The following is a 19,592-nucleotide window of genomic DNA, read 5'->3' as shown; positions in this document are numbered from 1 at the left end:
TGAGACGAAAGTCGTAGGGGGCGAAGCTTATGCCTTGCGCAGGGCGGCGTACAAACCTGGATCAATCAAGAGTGCGTTACCGCGCGCGCAACAATGGGCTGTGGGAGCGAGCCCGTTGCGGTGACGTCAGGGCCGTCATCGCGAGCAGGCTCGCTCCTGCAGGGCAACCGTCAGGAAGGAATCGTGAGGCCGCGCACCACCGCCGGCCGCGCCAGGAAGCGCTCCAGCACCCGGGTGACGTTGGGGAAATTGCCGATGCCCACCAGATCGCCCGCCTCGTAGAAGCCGATCAGGTTGCGCACCCACGGGAACGTGGCGATGTCGGCGATGGTGTAGCGCTCGCCCATAATCCAGTCGCGGCCCTCGAGACGCTGGTTGAGGACGCTGAGCAGGCGCCGGCTCTCTTCGACGTAACGGTCGCGGGGGCGCTTGTCTTCGTAGTCCTTGCCGCCGAATTTGTTGAAGAAGCCGAGTTGGCCGAACATCGGGCCGATGCCGCCCATCTGGAACATCAGCCACTGGATCGTTTCGTAGCGCAACGCGCCTTCGTGGGCCAGCAGCTGGCCGCTCTTGTCGGCGAGGTAGATCAGGATCGCCCCGGACTCGAACAGCGGCAGCGGCTTGTCGTCCGGCCCGTGGGGGTCGAGGATCGCCGGGATTTTGTTGTTCGGGTTCAGCGACAGGAATTCCGGGGACATCTGGTCCTGGGTGTCGAAGCCCACGCGGTGCGGCTCGTAGGGCAGGCCGATCTCTTCAAGCATGATCGACACCTTGACGCCGTTGGGAGTCGGCAGGGAATACAGCTGAATCCAGTCGGGGCATTGCGCCGGCCATTTGCGGGTGATCGGGAACGCGGACAGATCGGTCATGGGAAGCATCCAGTCACAATTGAAGCCCCGATCATAATGGAGGCTCCGCCGAACCGTAACATCTTGTGGTTAGGCTGCCGGGGCACGGATCGAACCAACCGGGCTTCAGGGGACTCTGAGCGCACACACTTCGCAAGGAACGCCATCGAAGACAGGGAACACACCCGGCGCTGGGAGCCCGAGGTGCACAGGCTTGTCCGCCTTGACCGAATCCGCTGAAGAATCCTTTGCCCATGACGAACCTGATGAGTTTCGCCAAACGCTTCAAGCACCGCCCCTACGTGGCCCTGCCTTCCCTGCTGGCGGCCAGTGCGCTGTTCCTTTCCCTTGAGTCCAGCGAAAGCCGCGCGCAACCGGTGGACGGCACACAGACCCTGGTGTTCCTGCGCCACGCCGAAAAACCCGCCGGCGGCCTGGGCCAGCTCAACTGCCAGGGCCTGAACCGGGCGATAGAACTGTCGACCCTGCTGCCGGAGAAGTTCGGCAAGGCCGACTACGTGTTCGCCGCCAACCCCACGCGCAACGTCGAGGAAGGCGAGTTGGACAACGCCTACAGCTACATCCGCCCGCTGATGACCATCAGCCCGGCCGCGATCCGGCTCGGCCTGCCGGTGAACATCGAGTTCTCCGCCAACGACACCAGCGACCTGGCCCGGGAACTGATCGAAGACAAGTACCACAACGCGACCATCTACACCGCCTGGTCCCACGGCTACCTGCCGGAGCTGATCAACAAGGTGGCCGGCAAGGCCGTGGGCGAGCGGCAGACCATCACCGACGACTGGGACGCCGGGGACTTCGACTCGCTGTACGTGCTGACCCTGACCTGGCACAACGGCAAGGCCAGCCTGCAGAGCCACAGCTACAAGCAGGGGCTGGACAACGGCAAGGTCACCTGCCCGACCTGAGTTCCCGAACCTGCACTGCCCCCACTGACGCCATCGCCTGCAGGCTGGCGCCTACAATTTTTGCCTTCGACACCGATCCGGGTGGGGGCCAGCCTGCTGGCGACGGGCGGCACCCGCACCGTCAGCCCCGCTGGCTCACCCGCGCCCGCAAGTACTCGACAACCGCTTCCCGTTCCCCCGCGAACTCGATCCGCGCGCCCTTCTTCTCGCGCTGGAACACGTACATCGGATCGTAGTACTCGCGCAGCAAGCCCTCGATCCAGCCCCGGTGCAGTTCCACCGCGCCGCTGCGGCCCTGCTCGGTCAGGGCCTGCTCCATCAGTTCCAGCATCCGCCGGTGCCGTTCGCCGCCCAGGCGTTTGTGCACGTTGTTGAGGCTGTCCAGCAGACGTTGCGAGAACAGCGCGAACCCGGCCTCGCCGTGCACCGCCGAAAACTCCGCCGACAGGTCCACCACGTAATCGCGCAGGATGCGTTCCACGCGCTGGTCGAAACGGTCCTCCAACCAGACCATCGGGTACTGCTGCATGCCCTGGTACAGTGGCAACGGCAGCGCGCAACTGCCGACCACCCGGCTCTCGTCCTCCAGCACGAACTGGCCAATGCCGGCGTCGCGCTTCTTGAGGATGTCGATGGCCAGGCGGTTCTCGAAATCGATGTTCGACGGCTGGCCGGTGGCGCGCTTGCCGAAGCTCGAGCCCCGGTGATTGGCGTGGCCCTCCAGGTCCAGGCCGTTGTCGAGCAGCGCCAGCGCTTCGGTCTTGCCGGTGCCGGTCATGCCGCCCAGCAGCACGAAATCACACTGGGCGATGGCCTGTTCGAGGGTGTCGATCAAAAAGGTGCGCATCGCCTTGTAGCCGCCGCCGACCCGGGGGTAGTCGATGCCGGCCTCGTCCCTCAGCCATTGCTGGGTGATCTGCGAACGCAGGCCGCCGCGGAAGCAATACAGGAGCCCGTCGGGGTGGGTCCGGGCGAAGTCGGCCCAGCCCTGGATGCGTTCGGCTTTGACCGCGCCGGACACCAGGCGATAGCCCAGCTCGATGGCGGCCTGCTGGCCGTGCTGCTTGTAGCAGGTGCCGATCCGTTGGCGTTCGTGGTCGTTCATCAGCGGCCGGTTGACCGCGCCGGGGAACGAGCCCTTGAGAAACTCGACCGGCGCACGCGCATCCATCAGGGGCCGGTCGTTGAGGAAGATGTCGCGGTAATCGGTGCAGTCGAAGCGCATCAAACCACCTCGACCGCGTGGGTCTGTCGCTCGACCAGCTCGCCGATCGGCTCAAGGCTCAGGCCCAGCTCGGCCGCCACCGCGAGGAACCCGGCATCGCCTTCGGGGGTGACGGCGATCAGCAGGCCGCCGCTGGTCTGCGGGTCGCACAGCACGCGCTTGTGCAGCTCCTGCAGGCGGCCGACCTTGCCCGAATAGCTGTCGAAGTTGCGCAAGGTGCCGCCGGGCACGCAGCCCTGTTCCAGGTAGTATTCGATGCTGGCCAGGCGCGGCACCCGGTCATAGGCGATGCGCGCCGTCAGGTGGCTGCCGTCGGCCATTTCCACCAGGTGCCCGAGCAGGCCGAAACCGGTGACGTCGGTCATGGCCGTGACCCCGGCCAGTTTGCCGAAGCGGCTGCCGGGCTTGTTCAGGGTGCACATCCAGTCGCGGGCCAGGCCGATGTCGGCGTTGCGCAGCTTGCCCTTCTTCTCGGCGGTGGTGAGGATGCCGATGCCCAACGGTTTGGTCAGGTACAGCCGGCAGCCGGCGGTGGCGGTGTCGTTGCGCTTCATGTGGCGCTTTTCCACCAGGCCGGTGACGGCCAGGCCGAAGATCGGCTCCGGCGCGTCGATCGAGTGCCCGCCCGCCAGCGGGATGCCCGCCGCGTCGCACACCGAGCGCCCGCCGCGGATCACTTCCCGCGCCACTTCCGGCGCCAGCACGTTGACCGGCCAGCCCAGGATGGCGATGGCCATCAGCGGATCGCCGCCCATGGCGTAGATGTCGCTGATGGCGTTGGTGGCGGCGATGCGGCCGAAGTCGAACGGGTCGTCGACGATCGGCATGAAGAAGTCGGTGGTCGAGACCACGCCGCGCTCGGCGTCGATCTCATACACCGCCGCGTCGTCGCGCGAGGCGTTGCCGACCCACAGTTTCGGGTCGAGGTTCTGCGCCCCGCTGCCGGCCAGGATCACCTCCAGCACCTGGGGGGAAATCTTGCAGCCGCAACCGGCGCCGTGGCTGTATTGGGTCAGACGAATCGGCTCGCTCATGAAAAGTTCTCAGGCTGTGAATGGGGCCGATTCTAGCAGAGGCGCCCGCAACGGATGTTTCGCGCGCGGCCCTCGCCACAGAAGCCAGGCGCACGACAAAAAAAACCGCCCTTGCGGGCGGCTAAAGCGCTCCGGCCATGAAAACTCAGAAGCCCAGGCTGAAGCTGATGGTCATCGCATGATCGTTGCCGTCGCCGGACAGTTGCCCGGAATAACCGATCCCCAGTTTGCCGGTCGGGCTGATCTGGAAGTCCACGCCGGCCTCGACGATGGCGCTGTCCTCGGCGATCGGCACGCCCTGGGTGCTGAACGAGGCGCCGCCGTCGATGAAGGTCAGGTCGGCGTCGGGCTTGGTGTCGCCGAAGGCATGCCGCCAGCCGATGGCCGCCCGTGGCGTGAACTGCCCGCCGTTGGCCAGGGTGATCAGCTTGCCGGCGCGCACCCCGAGGGTGGAGAAGGTGATGTCCTGGTCGGCATCGGCCTTCAGCCGCCCTACCCCGCCCTTTTCCTTGGCCGAGTCGGTGTCGTAGTTGACGTAGGCCAGCCCGGCGAACGGCTCCAGCGCAATGCCGGCGGCCTCGAGCGTGTAGCCGACTTCGCCGAACACCTGGGCGCTGCGCGCGTCGTAATCGGCCTTCAGCCGGTCGTTGTAGTTGCCGACGCTGACGTCGCGTTTGGTTTCGATGTCGTGCCAGCTGTAGGCCGCACCGAGGCGCACCGCCAGGGCGTCGAACTGCGAGCTCAGGTACGCCGCCAGGTGGTAGCTCTCGACCGTGGCGTCCGAGCGCCGGTCGTGGGCGTCGAGGTCGCTGCGGGTGTAGCCGGCGGCCATGCCGGCGCGCCACTGGTCGTCCAGTTGCTTGTCGGTGCCGAGCAGGAAGCCCGAGAGGTTGCGGTCGAGTTTGGCGCTGTTGCTGTCGCCGTCCGACTCGCCCCACGCGCCGAGCGCGCGGATCCAGCCGACCATCTCGCCGTGGCAGCCGTTGCTGCTCAACTGGTTGTCGCTCGGCGCCAGGGCCCGGCGCGGATCGTCCGGCGCGCTGCACGACGGCTGGCGCATGCGGTCGTTGACCGCGTCGCGCACATAGCGCGAGTCCTCCAGCACGGCGCTGGCGGTGCTGGCGTGGATCTCCCCGGACAGGCTGTCGAACGCGTTGCGCGCACCGGCCACGCTGAGGTTGACGATCTCGTTCTGCAACGCCGCCCCCGCCGCACCGTTGCGCGACAAGGCCTGGGCCGTGCTGCGCTGGTTGCCGGTGGCCGAGACGTCGGCGAACGAATTGCCGTTGCGGCTGACCGCCAGGTTTACCGCATTGGCGCTGTACACAAGGCTGGTGTTGAGGAACGCGTACTGCGGCAGGTCCGCCGAGCTGAAGGTGCCGGTGACGCCGCCGCCCGCCGTGATCAGCGAATACGTGGTGTTGCCGGAGAACGGCGCCAGGCTGTTGACCAGCAGGCCGCCGCCGAGGGTCGCGGTGCCGCCGACGGCCAGCGGCGTGGCGGTCGGCGAGCTGACCGTCAGCGCCAGCAGGCCGTCGGCGGCGTTGGTCAGGTTGCCGGTGACGCTCAAGGTGCCGTCGGTGCCGCCGGAGGCCACCACGCCATGGTTCACGATCGCGCCGACGCTGCCGTTGCCGCTCAGCGCTGCGCCGTTGGCCACGGTGACCTGCCCGGCCAGGGAGGCGCGCGCCGCGCGGCTGCCGACCTGCAGCACGCCTTGATCCACCGACACCGCGCCGCTGAACGGCTGGTCACCGGTCAGCAGCAAGCGGCCGGTGCCGCGCTTGGCCAGTGCGCCGATGCCGCTGAGCCGGCCGCTGAACTGGCCGTCGACGTTCTGCTGGAACACCAGCGAGGCGTTGTCGAGGATGTTGCCTTGCAGGCTGGTGCTGTTGCCGATCAGCGTACCGCCGCTGACCGTGGTGCCGCCGCTGTAGGTGTTGGCGCCGCTGAGCACCAGCGTGCCGGCGTCCAGTTTTTCGATGCCGCCGGTGCCCACCAGCGGCGCGGAGATTTCCGTGCTGCCTCCGGCATTGACCCGTACCGGCGCCAGGCTGCCGTCCGGCCCGTTGACCGGGGTGAGACTGCCGCCGGCACCCGCCGTCAGGCTGTAGCCGCCGACCAGGAACTGCAGGCCGGTGAAGGCTTGGTTGCCGACCACGCTGACCGTGCCGCCCTGCCCGCCGAACACCGCGAACTGGCCATTGGCGCCCAGCGCCTGGGTGCCGGTGGGGTCGGTCCAGTTGGTGCCGGGGCCCCACACGCCGCTGCCGCCGCCGATGCTGCCGTCGGGGTTGGTCTTGCCGCCGTTCCAGAACTGCACTTCGCCCGGCGAGCCCTGCACCAGCAGGTTGATCTGGTTGGCGAAGGCGGTCTGCAACGACAGGTTGCCCGTCGGCACCGGCAGGCTGCCGTAGGTCAGGCCGTTGTCGGTGAGGGTGCCGCCATAGCTGAACAGCTGATAGATCCCGGTGCCGAAGCCGCCGGCGTTGGTGATGTTGAGGGTGCCGTCCAGCGTGAGGTTGCCGGCGACGTTGACCACCGTGGTGGAGCTGGCGGCCGAGCCGAGGGTGAAGTCCAGCACGCTGCCGGAGGACAGCGCCAGCGAACCGACCGACAGCGGCGTCGCCGTGCCGCCGCCCAACAGGGTCGCGCCGCTGGCCAGTTGCACGTTGCCGCCCAACTGCCCGCCGCCACCGATCTTCGCCCCGCTGGCGACATTGACGCTGGCGCTGTTGAGCACGCCATTGACCCGCAGCGTGCCGGCCTGCACGTCGGTGTTGCCGGTGAAGCCGTTGGTGCCGGTCAGCAGCAAGGCGCCGGTGCCGGCCTTGGTCAAGGTGCCGGCGCCGGTGAGGTTGCCGGTGTAGGTGCCGTCGCTGTTCTGCTCGAAGGTCAGCGCCGCGTTGTTGACGATGGCCCCTTGCAGGCTGCTGGTGTCGCCGCGGGTGCTGCCGCCGTTGAGCGTGGTGCCGCCGGTGTAGGTGTTGGCGCCGCTGAGCGCCAGGTCGCCGCTGCCGTTCTTCACCAGGCCGCCGTTGCCGCTGATGGCGCCGATCAGGCTAGTGTTCTGGTTGCCGGCCAAGGTGAGCTGCGCGCCCAGGCCGATGGCGTTGGCCAGTTGCAGCGCGCTGGCGCTGTCGAGGGTGGCGTTGCCCAGGACGCTGAGCGCGCCGCTGCCGATGGCGCTGTTGTTGCCCAGGACCAGCGAACCGCCGGACAGTTGCGTGCCGCCGCTGTAGGTGTTGTTGCCGTTGAGGGTCAGGCTCGCGGCGCCGGCCTTGGACAGGCTGCCGCTGCCGCTGACCGTGCCGTCGAGGGTCAGGGCGTTGCTGCCGGCGATGGCCAGCCCGCCGTTGAGCACCACGGCGTTGGCCAGGGTGACGGCGGTGTTGCTGTCCAGCGCCGTGCCGTTGGCGGCGGTCAATGTGCCCGTGCCCAGTGCCACGTCGTTGCCCACCACCAGTTTGCCGCCGTTGAGGGCGGTGCCGCCGGTGTAGCCGTTGGCGGCGTTGAGCACCAAGGTGCCGGCGTCGTATTTGCCCAGGGTGCCGCTGCCGTTGAGCGCCACGCCGAGGGTGGCGGTGGCGTTCGGGTCGACCCGCACGGTGGCGTTGCCCAATGCGCCGTTGACCAGGTTCAGCGAACCGGCTGTGCCGTTCTGCAGGCTGTAGCCATCGGTGACGAACTGCAGGCCGGTGATGGTCTGCGCGCCGTTGACCGTCACGGTGCCGGCGCTGCCCTGGAACACCGCGAAGCTGTTGCCCCAGGCCTGGTTGACGGTGCCGTTGACGTCGGTCCAGTTGGTGGTGCCGCTGCCCCAGGTGCCGCTGCCGCCTTCGATGGCGCCGTTGCCGGTCAACTGACTGCCGTCCCAGAACTGCACGGTGACGCCTGGGGCTGTGACCAGCAGGTTGATCTGGTTGCCGACGCTGGTCTGCAATTGCAGGTCGCCGGGGGTGACGCTGCCCGGCAAGGTGCCGAACAGCAGACCGTTGTCGGTCAGGCCGCCGGTGTAGTTGATGATCCGGTAGACCCCGCTGCCGAAACCGCCCAGGTCGCTGACGTTGAGGGTGCCGTCCAGGGTCAGGTTGCCATTGACGTTGAGCAGCGCGCTGCCGCCGCCGGACACCGGCGCGCCGAGGCCGACATCCAGGTTCGAGTTGCCGCTGAGCGCCAGCGAGCCCACCGACAGTGCGCTGCCGGTGGCCAGCGCCAGGTGCCCGCCGTCGGCCACGGCGACCGCGCCCGCAAGGCTGCCGGAGCCGCCCAGGGTGCCGCCGCTGTTGACCTGCACGTTGGCGCTGTCCAGCGAACCGTTGACCCGCAAGGTGCCGGCGCCGACCGTGGTGTCGCCGGTCAGGGTGCTGGCGCCGGTCAGGGTCAGGGTGCCGGTGCCCAGTTTGTTCAGGGCGCCGCTGCCGGTGAGGATGCCGGCGAAGGTACTGCTCAGGTTGTTGCCGCCGATGCTCAGCGACTGGCCGGCGCCGACGTCGGCGGTGCCGCTGCCGGTGAGGCTGGCGATGGCCGCCGAGCCGCCGAGGTTGAGGGTGGTGCCGCCCGCGAGGTTGACCCCGGCGTTGTTGCCCAGCGCCGCGTTGCCGACGGTGGTGAGGCTGCCGGCCTGCACGTCGAAGGTGCCGTTGAAGGTGTTGGCGCCGGTCAGGGTCAGGTCGGATGCGCCGCTCTTGGTCAGCGTGCCGGCCCCGGCGAGTACGCCGCCCAGGGTCAGGTCGTTGCTGCCGGCCACGGTCAGGTTGGCGTTGACGTTGACGTCGTTGCCCAGCACCAGCGTCGAGGTGTTGTCGAGGGTCGAGGCGCCCGCCACGGTCAACGCACCGGAACCCAGCGCGCCGGCGGTGCCGAGGGTCAGGGTGCCGGCGTTGAGCGTGGTGCCGCCGCTGTAGGTGCCGGTGCCGTTGAGGGTCAGGTTGGCCGCGCCGTTTTTCACCAGCCCGCCTGTGCCGCTGATAGCGCCGCCCAGGGTCAGGTTATTGCTGCCGGCCACCGTCAGGTTGGCGTTGAGCACCAGCGCGTTGCCCAGGGCGAAGGCGCCGCTGCTGTCGAGGCTCGAGGCGCCGGCCACGGTCAGGTTGCCCAGGCCCAGGGCGGTGGCGTTGCCGACGGTCAGGGTGCCGGCGTTGAGCGTGGTGCCGCCGAGGAAGCCGTTGGCGCCGGACAGCGTCAGGTTGGCCGCGCCGTTCTTGGTCAGGCTGCCGGCACCGTTGATGGCCCCGGCCAGCGTCAGGTTGTTGCTGCCGGTGACGGCGAGGTTGCCGGCCAGGTTCACCGCGTTGTTCACCGAAACGGCGCTGGCGGCATCCAGCGTGGTGCCGCCGGCCGCGTTCAGGGTGGCGGAACCGAGCGCCGAGTTGGACGCCAGCACCAGTCCGCCGGCGTTCAGCGCCACCGGCCCGAGGAAGGCGTTGTTGCCGCCGAGGGTCAGGCTGGCCGCGCCGTTCTTGATCAGGCCGCCGGTGCCGCCGATCACGCCGTTGAGCGTCAGTGCGTTGCTGCCCGCCACGGTCAGATTGCCATTGAGGGTCACGGCGTTGCCCAGGGTGACCGCCGCGTTGCTGTCCAACTGCGTGCCGGTCGCCGCCGTCAGCGTGCCGGTGCCCAGCGCGGTGTTGCTGCCGACCACCAGTTTGCCGCCGTCCAGCGCGGTGCCGCCGCTGTAGCTGTTGGCGCCGTTGAGGACGAGGGTGCCGCTGTCGAGCTTGTTGAGGATGCCGCTGCCGTTGATGCCCACGCCGACCGTCGCGGTCACGCCCGGATCGACCCGCACCGCCGTGGTGCCGCCGGTGCCGTTGACGGCGGTCAGTTGCCCCGCCGTGCCGTTGACCAGGCTGTAGCCGTCGGTGGTGAACTGCAGGCCGGTGAACAGTTGCGTGCCGTCCACCGTCACGGTGCCGGCGGTGCCCTGGAACACGCCGAAATCGCCGGCCCAGGCCTGGTTCAGGGTGCCGTTGACGTTGGTCCAGTTGGAGCCGGCGGCGTTCCAGGTGCCGCTGCCGCCGTCCACCGTGCCGTTGGGCACGGTCTGGCTGCCGTCCCAGAAGCGGATGTTGGCGTTCGGCGCCGACACCAGCAGGTTGACCTGGTTGCCGACCGAGGTCTGCACCACCAGGTCGCCGAGGCCGAAGCCGACCGGCACGCTGGCCACGTCCAGGCCCAGGTCCGTCAGGCTGCCGGTGTAGTTGATCAGGCGGTACACGCCGACGCCGAAACCGCCGGCGTCGGTGACGTTGAGGTTGCCGTCCAGGGTCAGGTTGCCGCTGACATCGATCAGCGACGTGGTCGACGGCGCGGCCAGGGCCACGTCGAGGTTGCCGCTGGCGCCGAGGGTCAAGGCGCCCGCCGACAGTTGGTTGCCCGAAGACAGGGCCAGATGGCCGCCGTTGGCGACGCTCAGCTGGCCGAGCACCGTGCCGTTGCCGGTGAAGGTGGCGCCGCTGCCGACATTCACCTGAGCGCTGGCCAGCGAGCCGCTGAGGTTCAGGGTGCCGCCGCTCACCAGCGTATTGCCGGTCAGGCCGTTGATGCCGGTGAGGTTCAGGGTGCCGGTGCCGACCTTGGTCAGGCCGCCGCTGCCGCTGACGTCGCCGTCGAAGGTGCTGGTGGTGCTGACCCCGCCCACGGTCAGGGTGCTGCCGGCGCCGACCTGCACGCTGCCGCTGCCGCTCAGCCCGCCCAGGCTCGCGTCGCTGCCCAGGTTGAGGCTGGCCCCGGCGCTGACGTCGGCGCCGGAGGCGTTGCCCAGCGCGCCGCTGCTCAGGGTGGACACACTGCCGGCGAGGATGTTCAGCGCACCGGTGAAGGTGTTGCTGCCCGCCAGCGACAGGTCGTCGAGCCCGCTCTTGATCAGGTTGCCGGTGCCGCTGACCACGCCGCTGAGCACCAGGCTGTTGTTGCCGGCCACGGTCAGCCCGGCGTTGAGGGTGATGTCGTTGCCCAGGACCAGGGCCGAGCTGTTGTCCAGCGTCGCGGCGCCGCCGACGGTCAGCGCGCCGCTGCCCAATGCCGCCGCGGTGCCGAGGGTCAGCGTGCCGGCATTGAGGGTGGTGCCGCCCTGGTAGGTATTGATGCCGTTGAGCGTCAGGTTCGCCGTGCCGTTCTTGACCAGCGAGCCCGTGCCGTTGATCACGCCGCCCAGGGCCAGGTCCTGCGAACCGGCGACGGTCAGGGCGGCGTTGAGGGTGACGGTGTTGTTCAGGTTGACCAGCGGCGACGTGTTGTCCAGGGTCGCGGCCCCGGCGACGGTCAACGCACCGCTGCCCAGCGCCGAGCTGTTGCCCGCGGTGAGCGTCCCGGCGTTCAGCGTGGTGCCGCCCGCGTAAGCGTTGGTGCCGTTGAGGGTCAGGTTGGCCGTGCCGTTCTTCACCAGGCTGCCGACGCCGTTCACCGCGCCGCCCAGGGTCAGGTCCGCGGTGCCGCCGATGTTCAGGGTCCCGGCCAGGTTCACGGCGTTGCCCAGGCTGACGGCGGTGTTGGCGTCCAGCGTGGTGTTGGCCGCCGCGTTCAGCGTGCCGCTGCCCAGTGCGGTGCTGTTGCCGAGGATCAGTTTGCCGGCGTTGAGCGCGGTGTTGCCGAAGTAGGTGTTGGCGCCGTTGAGGGTCAGGTCGGCGGCGCCGTTCTTGATCAGCCCGCCGACGCCGGACACCGTGCCGGTGAGGGTCAGCGCATTGCTGCCGGCGACGGTCAGGTTGCCGCCCAGGTTGACGTTGTTGGCCAGGCTGGTGGCGGTGCTGGCGTCCAGCGTGGTGCCGGCCGCCGCGTTCAGGTTGCCGGTGCCCAGCGCGGTGGCGGAGCCGACGATCAGCGTGCCGGCGTTGAGCGACGTGGAGCCGGTGTAGGTGTTGCTGCCGGTCAGGGTCAGACTGGACGCGCCGGTCTTGATCAGCCCGCCGGCACCGTCGATGACGCCGCCCAGGGTGAGCGCGTTGGCGCCGCCGGCCGTGAGGTTGGCGTTGAGGGTGATGGCGTTGCCCAAGGTGACCGCACCGCTGCTGTTGAGGGTGCTCGCTCCGCCCACGGTCAGGCCGCCGCTGCCCAGTGCCGCCGCGTTGCCGACGGTCAGGCTGCCGGCGTTCAGGGTGGTGCCGCCGCTGTAGGTGTTGCTGCCGTTGAGGGTCAGGTTGGCCGTGCCGTTCTTGATCAGCCGGCTGGCGCCGCTGACCACGCCGCCCAGGGTCAGCCCGTTGCTGCCGCCGATGCTCAGGTCGGCGTTGAGCACCACGTTGTTGGCCAGCGCCACACTGGTGCTGCTGTCCAGGGTCGCGGCGCCGGTGACCGTCAGATCGCCGCTGCCCAGCGCGCCGGCATTGCCGACGGTCAGGGTGCCGGCGCTGAGGGTGGTGCCGGCCAGGAAGGTGTTGGCGCCGTTGAGGATCAGGTTGGCGGCGCCGTTCTTGGTCAGCCCGCCGCTGCCGTCGACCACCCCGCCGAGCGTCAGGTTGGCGCTGCCGCCGATGTTCAGGTTGCCGCCCAGGGTGACCGCGTTGCCCAGCGACACCGTCGTGTTGGCGTCGAGCGTGGTGCCCGCCGCCGTGCTCAGGCCGCCGCTGCCCAGCGCCGTGTTGGCGCCGACGATCAGCGTGCCGGCGTTGAGCGAGGTGCCGCCGGCGAACCCGTTGCTGCCGCCCAGGGTCAGGGCGGCGGTGCCGTTCTTGACCAGCCCGCCGGCACCGTTGACTACGCCGCCCAGGGCCAGGGCCTGGGTGCCGCCGATGACCAGGTTCGCCGCCAGGTTGACGGCGTTGGCCAGGCTCACTGAGGTGGTTGCGTCCAGCGTGGTGCCGGCGGCGGTGTTCAGGGCGCCGGTGCCCAACGCGGTGTTGCTGCCCACCAACAGCGTGCCGGCGTTGAGGGCGGTCGCGCCGCTCTGGGTGTTGTTGCCGGTCAGGGTCAGGCTGGCCGCGCCGCTCTTGGTGAGGCCGCCCGTGCCGGAGAGCACGCCGCCCAGGGTCAGGTTGTTGCTGCCCAGCACGGTGAGGCTGCCGGTCAGGCCGACGTTGTTGTTCAGGGTGACGTTGGCGGTGCTGTCCAGGCTGGTGCCGGCGGCCGTGTTCAGGGCGCCGCTGCCCAAGGCGTTGTTGTTGCCGACCCGCAACGTGCCGGCACTCAGGGTGGTGGTGCCGCTGTAGCCGGTGTTCACGCCGCTGAGGGTCAGGCTGCCGCTGCCGGTCTTGGTCAGGCCGCTGGCGCCGGTGAGCGCGCCGCTCAGGGTCAGCGCCCCGGCGCCGCTGGCGGTCAGGGCGCCGTTGAGGGTGATGGCGTTGGCCAGGTTGACGGTGCCGGGCGCGGTCAACGTCGCCGCGCCGCCGATGGTGACGGTGCCGCCGCTGAACGCTTGATCGTTGCCCACCTGCACGCTGCCGGCGTTGATCGTGGTGTTGCCGGTGAAGGTGTTCGCCGCCCCCAGGCTCAACTGGCCGGCGCCGGACTTGGTCAGGCCGCCCGTGCCGGACAGCACGCCGGTCAGGCTCAGGTCGTTGGCGCCTTGCACCGTCAGGCCGCCGGCGCCCAGGGTGATCAGGTTGCCCAGGCTCAGGCCGGCGCTGCTGGCCTGGAGAATCCCGCCGTTGGCGGTCAGCACGCCGCTGCCGAACGCCGCGTTGTTGTTGAACTGCACCACCCCGCCGTTGAGGGTCGAACTGCCGCTGACCACCGGCCCCTGCAAGGTCCAGGTGCCGCTGTTGACGGTGAGGTTGTTGAAGTTGACGTAAGTGGCGCTGGACACCGTGCCGCTGCCGCTGGTGCCGCCGCCCACGCCGAGGGTGTTCTGCAGCACCAGGGCGTTGGTGCCGCCGGCGCCGCCGTCGATCTGCCCGGTCGGGGCGAACGTCAGGTTGACCCCGATCAGCCCGCCGAGGCCGACGGTGACCTGCACGCCGTCGCCGACGTTGACGCTGGAGCCGGTCACCGCGGTGAAGGTGTTGGTGCTGTTCACCCCCATCGACACGCTGCCGGTGATGCTGCCGGTGTTGGTGAACGTGTTGCCGGCGGCGGACGTCTCGAACGCCACCCGGCCCTGCACGCTGCCGTTGTTGGTCATGTTCACCGTCGAGCCGCCGTACACGCCCACCACCGGGGTGTCGGCCAGGCTGATGCCGCCCACCGACAGGCCGGTGGAGGTGATCGTGCCGTTGTTGGTGATGCTGGTGGTGCCGGCGGCCGCGTTGTTCACGCCGATGCCCAGGCCGTCGATGCTGGTCAGGTTCAGGCCCAGCACCATGCCGGTGCCGCGGATGATGCCGCTGGCGTTGTTGAGGACGGTAACCGTGCTCGCCGCGCCGGTGCCGATGAACGCACCGCCGCTGAGCACCGACACCAGCCCCAGCAGCGCCGGGTCGAGGGTGCCGGAGTTGTTCAGGGTGATGTTGACCCCGGTCAGGTCCAGCACCCGACCGCCGAGGGTGGCGTTCATCTGCGCGCCGGCGTTGACGTTGACCGTCAGGCCGTTGGTCGCGCTGGCGTAGTTGTTGAGAAACAGCGGCAGGCTCGGCACGCCGGTGCAGGTCACGGTGGAACCGGCCACCGAACAGGTGGCGAGCGCCGGCTGGCTGACGCCGCCGAACAGCAGTCCGGCGACACTCAGGTGCACGGCAAGTGACAGTGGGGAAAAACGCGAAACGAGGGCGATAGCGGACCTTGTGTACACGGACTGCTCCTTGTCGTGGCCAAAATCTTCCTTGAGGGGCGTGCTTTGCACCGCTTATTCCGCACGCGAATCAAGACTGCGACGGTCATCACAAAACCGTGACATTCCCGACACACGCTAGTTGATGCCCCGCGATGGGGCATTCTTCAAATGGTGTTAATACTTTGGCGCTAGACGCTTTTGAAATATGGATCCAGAGCCACGGCCTGTGCGGTGTTCGGGCCTTTTGTGGGCGCCTGCCTGCTGGCGATGCCGGCAATGTCAGGCAACAGAGATGTCGGCAGTACCGGCCTCATCGCTTGCAGGCAAGCTCCTACAGGGTTTTGTGGTGTGCAGGGATGCTGCGGACAACCGGAATCCTCTGTGGCCAGCCTGCTGGCGATGGCGGTGGATCAGGCACCGGCGATGCCGGGTCGGGATGCCGGGCCTGCGGGTTCTTTGAAAACTGGTACGGCTTGTGCAAACGTTTGCGAGCCGTTTATCCCGGCCATTTCGACCCAGAACCGTACAAGCCCGGAATTCCGGGCCTGGATCCGCAAAAAAGGACTTTGAATGCACGTTCCCTCCTGCCGCCCTTCCCGCGGCGCGCGCACATTTGCCGTTTCCCTGCTACTGGCCGGCGTTACCGGACTTCTCAGCGACAGCCTTCTGGCGCAGCCGGCGGCCGGCGAAGAGTCGGCCCAGGGCGAAACCCTGAGCCCCGAAGCCAGTCCGCCGAAAAAAGGCGCCTACCTGTCGGACTGGTACAACCAGAACCTGACCCTGATCGGCAGCAAGGACATCAGCTTCGGTCCGCGGCCGGCCGACGACATCTACCTGGAATACGAATACTTCGGCCGCAAGGGCCCGTTCGAGCTGTACGGCTACATCGACATCCCGAAGATCTTCAACATCGGCAACAGCCACGACAAAGGCGTGTGGGACCACGGCTCGCCGGTGTTCATGGAGCACGAACCGCGCATCTCCATCGACCACCTGGCCGGCCGCAGCCTGGCCATCGGCCCGTTCAAGGAGTGGTACGTGGCCTTCGACTGGATCTACGACCACGGCAGCAACAGCGCCAACCGCGCCAACACGCTCTACAGCGGCCTGGGCACCGACATCGACACCCATTCGCGGGTCAACCTGTCGGCCAACCTGTACGGCCGCTACCAGTGGGAGAACTACGGCGCCAGCAACGAGTACTCGTGGGACGGCTACCGGGCGCAGCTCAAGTACATCGTGCCCATCGACCGCTTCAGCAACGGCGCGTCGCTGACCTACATCGGCTTCACCAACTTCGACTTCGGCTCGGACCTGCACAAGGACAACCCCGCCCGCACCGCCAACGCCACGGTGGCGACCAACGTGCTGCTGTACTCGTTCACCCACTTGCGCTTCACCCTGGTGGGCCGTTACTTCCACAACGGCGGCAACTGGGAGGACGGCAGCGAGCTGAACTTCGGCGACGGCGACTTCCGCGCACGCTCCAACGGCTGGGGTTACTACGCCGGCATCGGTTACCAGTTCTGATCACAGGAGGTTTTCATGAAGGCAATGATGCGTGTTTCCCTGGCCGCTGCGGCCCTGCTCTCTTCCACCGCCTGGGCGGCGACCGCGCCGGCCCAACCCGGGCCGCTGCGGCCCAAGGTGGTGCTGATCACCATGTTCGCCCCCGAGGCGCAGCACTGGATCGACCGCCTGCACCTGACCCGGGAAGTGCGCGTGCCGGGGCTGTCGGCCGAGTACCCGACGGTGCGCTGCAATGCGCAGCAGGTGTGCCTGATGGTCACCGGCATGGGCCAGACCAACGCCGCCGCCTCGACCCTGGCCCTGGCCCTGTCGCCGCAGTTCGACCTGCGCAAGAGCTACTTCCTGATCGCCGGCATCGCCGGCATCAGCCCCAGGCACGGCACCCTCGGCACCGCCGCATGGGCGCACTACCTGGTGGAGTTCGGCACCCAGTGGGAGCTGGACGCCCGTGACGCGCCCAAGGACTGGCCGACCGGCTACCTGGGCATCAACACCCGCGGGCCAAACGAAAAGCCGCCGCTGGACTACAAGACCGAAGTGTTCGAGCTCAACCCGCGGCTGCAGGCCAAGGCCTTTGCCCTGAGCCGCCATGTCACGCTCAGCGAGAGCAAGGAGTCGGCGGCCTGGCGCCTGAAGTACCCGCAGGCCCCGGCCAACCAGCCGCCGACGGTGACGCGCTGCGACACGCTGGCGGGCAACACGTGGTTCTCCGGCACCCGCCTGAGCGAACGGGCCGAGGTCTGGACGCGGCTGCTGACCGACGGCAAGGGCGAATACTGCACCACCCAGCAGGAAGACAACTCCACCTACGAGGCCCTGCTGCGCGCCAGCCGCGAAGGCCGGGTGGACGTGCAGCGCCTGGCGGTGGTGCGGGCCGGCTCGGACTTCGACCGCCCCGCGCCGGGCGGCAGCGAAGTGGACAACCTGCTCAAGTACGCCGATCAGGGCGGCTTCGCGCCGGCCCTGGAAAACCTCTACCGCACGGGCAATCCATTGGTGCAGGACATCCTCGAGCACTGGCCGGTGTGGGAAAAGGGCGTGCCCGACGCCTGACCGCCGGGCAAGAAAAAACCCGCACCTTCGGCAAGGTGCGGGTTCGTTCGTCTCAGCGTCGGATCAACGCTCCAGCAGGATCCGCAGCATGCGACGCAGCGGTTCGGCCGCGCCCCACAGCAGTTGGTCGCCGACGGTGAACGCACCGACGAACTGCGAACCCATGTTCAGCTTGCGCAGACGGCCGACCGGGATGTTCAGGGTGCCGGTGACTTTCGTCGGGCTCAGCTCCTGCATGCTGATGTCGCGGTTGTTCGGCACCAGCTTGACCCAAGGGTTGTGCTGGCTGATCAGCCCTTCGATGTCGGCGATCGGCACGTCCTTGTTCAGCTTGATGGTCAGCGCCTGGCTGTGGCAACGCATGGCGCCGATGCGCACGCAGATGCCGTCGACCGGGATCGGGCTCTTGAAGCGGCCCAGGATCTTGTTGGTCTCGGCCTGGGCCTTCCACTCTTCGCGGCTCTGGCCGTTCGGCAGTTCCTTGTCGATCCACGGGATCAGGCTGCCGGCCAGCGGCACGCCGAAGTTCTCGGTCGGGTAGGCTTCGCTGCGCATGGTTTCGGCCACGCGGCGGTCGATGTCCAGGATCGCGCTGGCCGGGTCGGCCAGCTGGTCGGCCACGGCGGCGTGGGTCGCGCCCATCTGCTTGATCAGCTCACGCATGTTCTGCGCGCCGGCGCCGGACGCCGCCTGATAGGTCATGGCGCTCATCCACTCCACCAGGCCGGCCTCGAATAGGCCGCCCAGGCCCATCAGCATCAGGCTGACGGTGCAGTTGCCGCCGATGTAGTTCTTGGTGCCCGCGTCGAGCTGCTGGTCGATGACCTTGCGGTTGACCGGGTCGAGGATGATCACCGCGTCGTCGTTCATCCGCAGGCTGGACGCCGCGTCGATCCAGTAGCCCTGCCAGCCGGCTTCGCGCAGCTTGGGGAAGACTTCGTTGGTGTAGTCGCCGCCCTGGCAGGTCAGGATCACGTCGAGGGTCTTGAGCTCTTCAATGCTGTAAGCGTCCTTGAGCGGAGCAATGTCCTTGCCCACGGACGGGCCTTGGCCACCGACATTGGAAGTGGTGAAAAACACCGGCTCGATAAGATCGAAATCCTGCTCTTCCAGCATCCGCTGCATGAGCACGGAACCGACCATGCCGCGCCAACCGATCAGACCTACACGTTTCATCGCAACTACACCTTCTTGAAAAGTGGGCCGCTGCTTCGCATTGAATTTCGCAGCGGGCCCGAGAGATTACAGATTCCGCAGCGCGGCGACTACTGCGTCACCCATTTCCTGCGTACCGACTTTAGTGCAACCGGTCGAAAAGATGTCGCCGGTGCGCAGGCCCTGGTCCAGGACCACGCTGACGGCCTTCTCGATGGCATCGGCCGCGTCCTGCAGATTGAAGCTGTAACGCAGCATCATCGACACCGACAGAATGGTCGCCAGCGGGTTGGCGATGCCCTTGCCCGCGATGTCCGGCGCCGAACCGTGGCAAGGCTCGTACATGCCCTTGTTGTTGGCGTCCAGCGAGGCCGACGGCAGCATGCCGATGGAACCGGTGAGCATCGACGCTTCGTCGGACAGGATGTCGCCGAACATGTTGTCGGTGACGATCACGTCGAACTGCTTCGGTGCGCGCACCAGTTGCATCGCGGCGTTGTCGACGTACATGTGGCTCAGTTCGACGTCCGGGTAGTCCTTGGCCACCTGCTCGACCACTTCGCGCCACAGCTGGCTGGACGCCAGGACGTTGGCCTTGTCCACCGAGCACAGTTTCTTGCCGCGCACGCGGGCCATGTCGAAGCCGACGCGGGCGATGCGGCGGATCTCGCTTTCGCTGTACGGCAGGGTGTCGTAGGACTGGCGCTCGCCGTTCGCAAGCTCACGGGTGCCGCGCGGGGCGCCGAAGTAGATGCCGCCGGTCAGCTCGCGGACGATCAGGATGTCCAGGCCGGCGACGATCTCAGGCTTCAGGCTCGACGCGTCGGCCAGTTGCGGGTAGAGGATCGCCGGGCGCAGGTTGCCGAACAGGCCCAGTTGCGCCCGGATCTTCAGCAGGCCGCGCTCCGGGCGGATGTCACGCTCGATGGTGTCCCATTTCGGGCCGCCCACGGCGCCCAGCAGCACCGCGTCGGCGGCGCGGGCGCGCTCCAGGGTCTCGTCGGCCAGCGGCACGCCGTGCTTGTCGATGGCGGCGCCGCCGATCACGTCGTGGCTCAGCTCGAAGCCCAGGCCGTACTTGTCGTTGGCCAGTTCCAGCACCTTGACCGCCTCGGCCATGATTTCCGGACCGATGCCGTCACCCGGGAGAATCAGAATCTGCTTGCTCATGCT

At 68.2% G+C, this 19,592-nt stretch carries 10 protein-coding genes; 4 read left to right on the top strand and 6 right to left on the bottom strand.

The genetic code is table 11. The features are described 5' to 3' along the window. Nucleotides 1–170: 170 nt before the first annotated feature. Complete coding sequence (locus tag KVG96_RS06800) at nucleotides 171–869, bottom strand: glutathione S-transferase family protein (RefSeq protein WP_217891331.1); 699 nt, start codon at nucleotides 867–869, stop codon at nucleotides 171–173. A gap of 233 nt (nucleotides 870–1,102) precedes the next feature. Between KVG96_RS06800 and KVG96_RS06795 the strand changes: the two genes are divergently transcribed. Next, nucleotides 1,103–1,777, top strand: coding sequence for a histidine phosphatase family protein (locus KVG96_RS06795; protein ID WP_217891330.1), 675 nt, complete (start codon nucleotides 1,103–1,105; stop codon nucleotides 1,775–1,777). 121 nt (nucleotides 1,778–1,898) lie between these two features. Here KVG96_RS06795 and mnmH read toward each other — a convergent pair whose 3' ends face one another. The 3 genes from mnmH to KVG96_RS06780 all read right to left on the bottom strand — a co-directional run bounded on the left by mnmH (nucleotide 1,899) and on the right by KVG96_RS06780 (nucleotide 14,699). Next, the gene (mnmH, locus tag KVG96_RS06790) at nucleotides 1,899–3,002 is read right to left on the bottom strand and encodes a tRNA 2-selenouridine(34) synthase MnmH (RefSeq protein WP_217891329.1); all 1,104 of its coding nucleotides are present in this window, start codon (nucleotides 3,000–3,002) and stop codon (nucleotides 1,899–1,901) included. Further along, entirely contained in the window at nucleotides 3,002–4,036 is a 1,035-nt protein-coding gene (gene selD / locus KVG96_RS06785) for a selenide, water dikinase SelD (protein ID WP_217891328.1), read from the bottom strand. The genes mnmH and selD overlap by 1 nt, the downstream gene beginning before the upstream one ends. A 145-nt stretch (nucleotides 4,037–4,181) precedes the next feature. After that, nucleotides 4,182–14,699: an autotransporter-associated beta strand repeat-containing protein gene (locus tag KVG96_RS06780; RefSeq protein ID WP_217891327.1), complete on the bottom strand. Its 10,518-nt coding sequence runs from the start codon at nucleotides 14,697–14,699 to the stop codon at nucleotides 4,182–4,184. A 363-nt stretch (nucleotides 14,700–15,062) separates the two neighbouring features. Between KVG96_RS06780 and KVG96_RS06775 the strand changes: the two genes are divergently transcribed. From KVG96_RS06775 to KVG96_RS06765, 3 genes are read left to right on the top strand one after another with little or no spacing between them, the layout of a single operon-like run. Next, nucleotides 15,063–15,251 carry a hypothetical protein gene (locus tag KVG96_RS06775; protein ID WP_217891326.1) on the top strand — a complete coding sequence of 63 codons (189 nt, stop codon included), beginning with the start codon at nucleotides 15,063–15,065 and terminating at the stop codon, nucleotides 15,249–15,251. Next, nucleotides 15,252–16,211, top strand: a complete 960-nt coding sequence (locus KVG96_RS06770) for a nucleoside-specific channel-forming protein Tsx (RefSeq protein ID WP_217891325.1) — start codon at nucleotides 15,252–15,254, stop codon at nucleotides 16,209–16,211. Between the two features lie 15 nt (nucleotides 16,212–16,226). Further along, nucleotides 16,227–17,264: a purine-nucleoside phosphorylase gene (locus tag KVG96_RS06765; protein WP_217891324.1), complete on the top strand. Its 1,038-nt coding sequence runs from the start codon at nucleotides 16,227–16,229 to the stop codon at nucleotides 17,262–17,264. Nucleotides 17,265–17,327: 63 nt separating this feature from the next. Here the strand turns inward: KVG96_RS06765 and asd are convergent, their stop codons facing one another. Together asd and leuB are read right to left on the bottom strand one after the other, a co-directional pair. Next, entirely contained in the window at nucleotides 17,328–18,440 is a 1,113-nt protein-coding gene (gene asd, locus KVG96_RS06760; protein WP_085579557.1) for an aspartate-semialdehyde dehydrogenase, read from the bottom strand. A 66-nt stretch (nucleotides 18,441–18,506) separates the two neighbouring features. After that, the gene (leuB, locus tag KVG96_RS06755; RefSeq protein WP_217891323.1) at nucleotides 18,507–19,589 is read right to left on the bottom strand and encodes a 3-isopropylmalate dehydrogenase; all 1,083 of its coding nucleotides are present in this window, start codon (nucleotides 19,587–19,589) and stop codon (nucleotides 18,507–18,509) included. Between the last annotated feature and the right edge of the window lie 3 nt (nucleotides 19,590–19,592).

Source organism: Pseudomonas ekonensis (assembly GCF_019145435.1).
GTDB lineage: Bacteria > Pseudomonadota > Gammaproteobacteria > Pseudomonadales > Pseudomonadaceae > Aquipseudomonas > Aquipseudomonas ekonensis.
Note: the sequence above shows the minus strand (reverse complement) of the source record. Positions and strands in the feature narration are given on the sequence as shown.

Bases quoted from the DNA above. Each gene is read 5' to 3' on its own strand.
- KVG96_RS06800 (WP_217891331.1), bottom strand. From the start codon at position 869: ATGACCGATCTGTCCGCGTTCCCGATCACCCGCAAATGGCCGGCGCAA.
- KVG96_RS06795 (WP_217891330.1), top strand. From the start codon at position 1,103: ATGACGAACCTGATGAGTTTCGCCAAACGCTTCAAGCACCGCCCCTAC.
- mnmH (WP_217891329.1), bottom strand. From the start codon at position 3,002: ATGCGCTTCGACTGCACCGATTACCGCGACATCTTCCTCAACGACCGG.
- selD (WP_217891328.1), bottom strand. From the start codon at position 4,036: ATGAGCGAGCCGATTCGTCTGACCCAATACAGCCACGGCGCCGGTTGC.
- KVG96_RS06770 (WP_217891325.1), top strand. From the start codon at position 15,252: ATGCACGTTCCCTCCTGCCGCCCTTCCCGCGGCGCGCGCACATTTGCC.
- KVG96_RS06765 (WP_217891324.1), top strand. From the start codon at position 16,227: ATGAAGGCAATGATGCGTGTTTCCCTGGCCGCTGCGGCCCTGCTCTCT.
- asd (WP_085579557.1), bottom strand. From the start codon at position 18,440: ATGAAACGTGTAGGTCTGATCGGTTGGCGCGGCATGGTCGGTTCCGTG.
- leuB (WP_217891323.1), bottom strand. From the start codon at position 19,589: ATGAGCAAGCAGATTCTGATTCTCCCGGGTGACGGCATCGGTCCGGAA.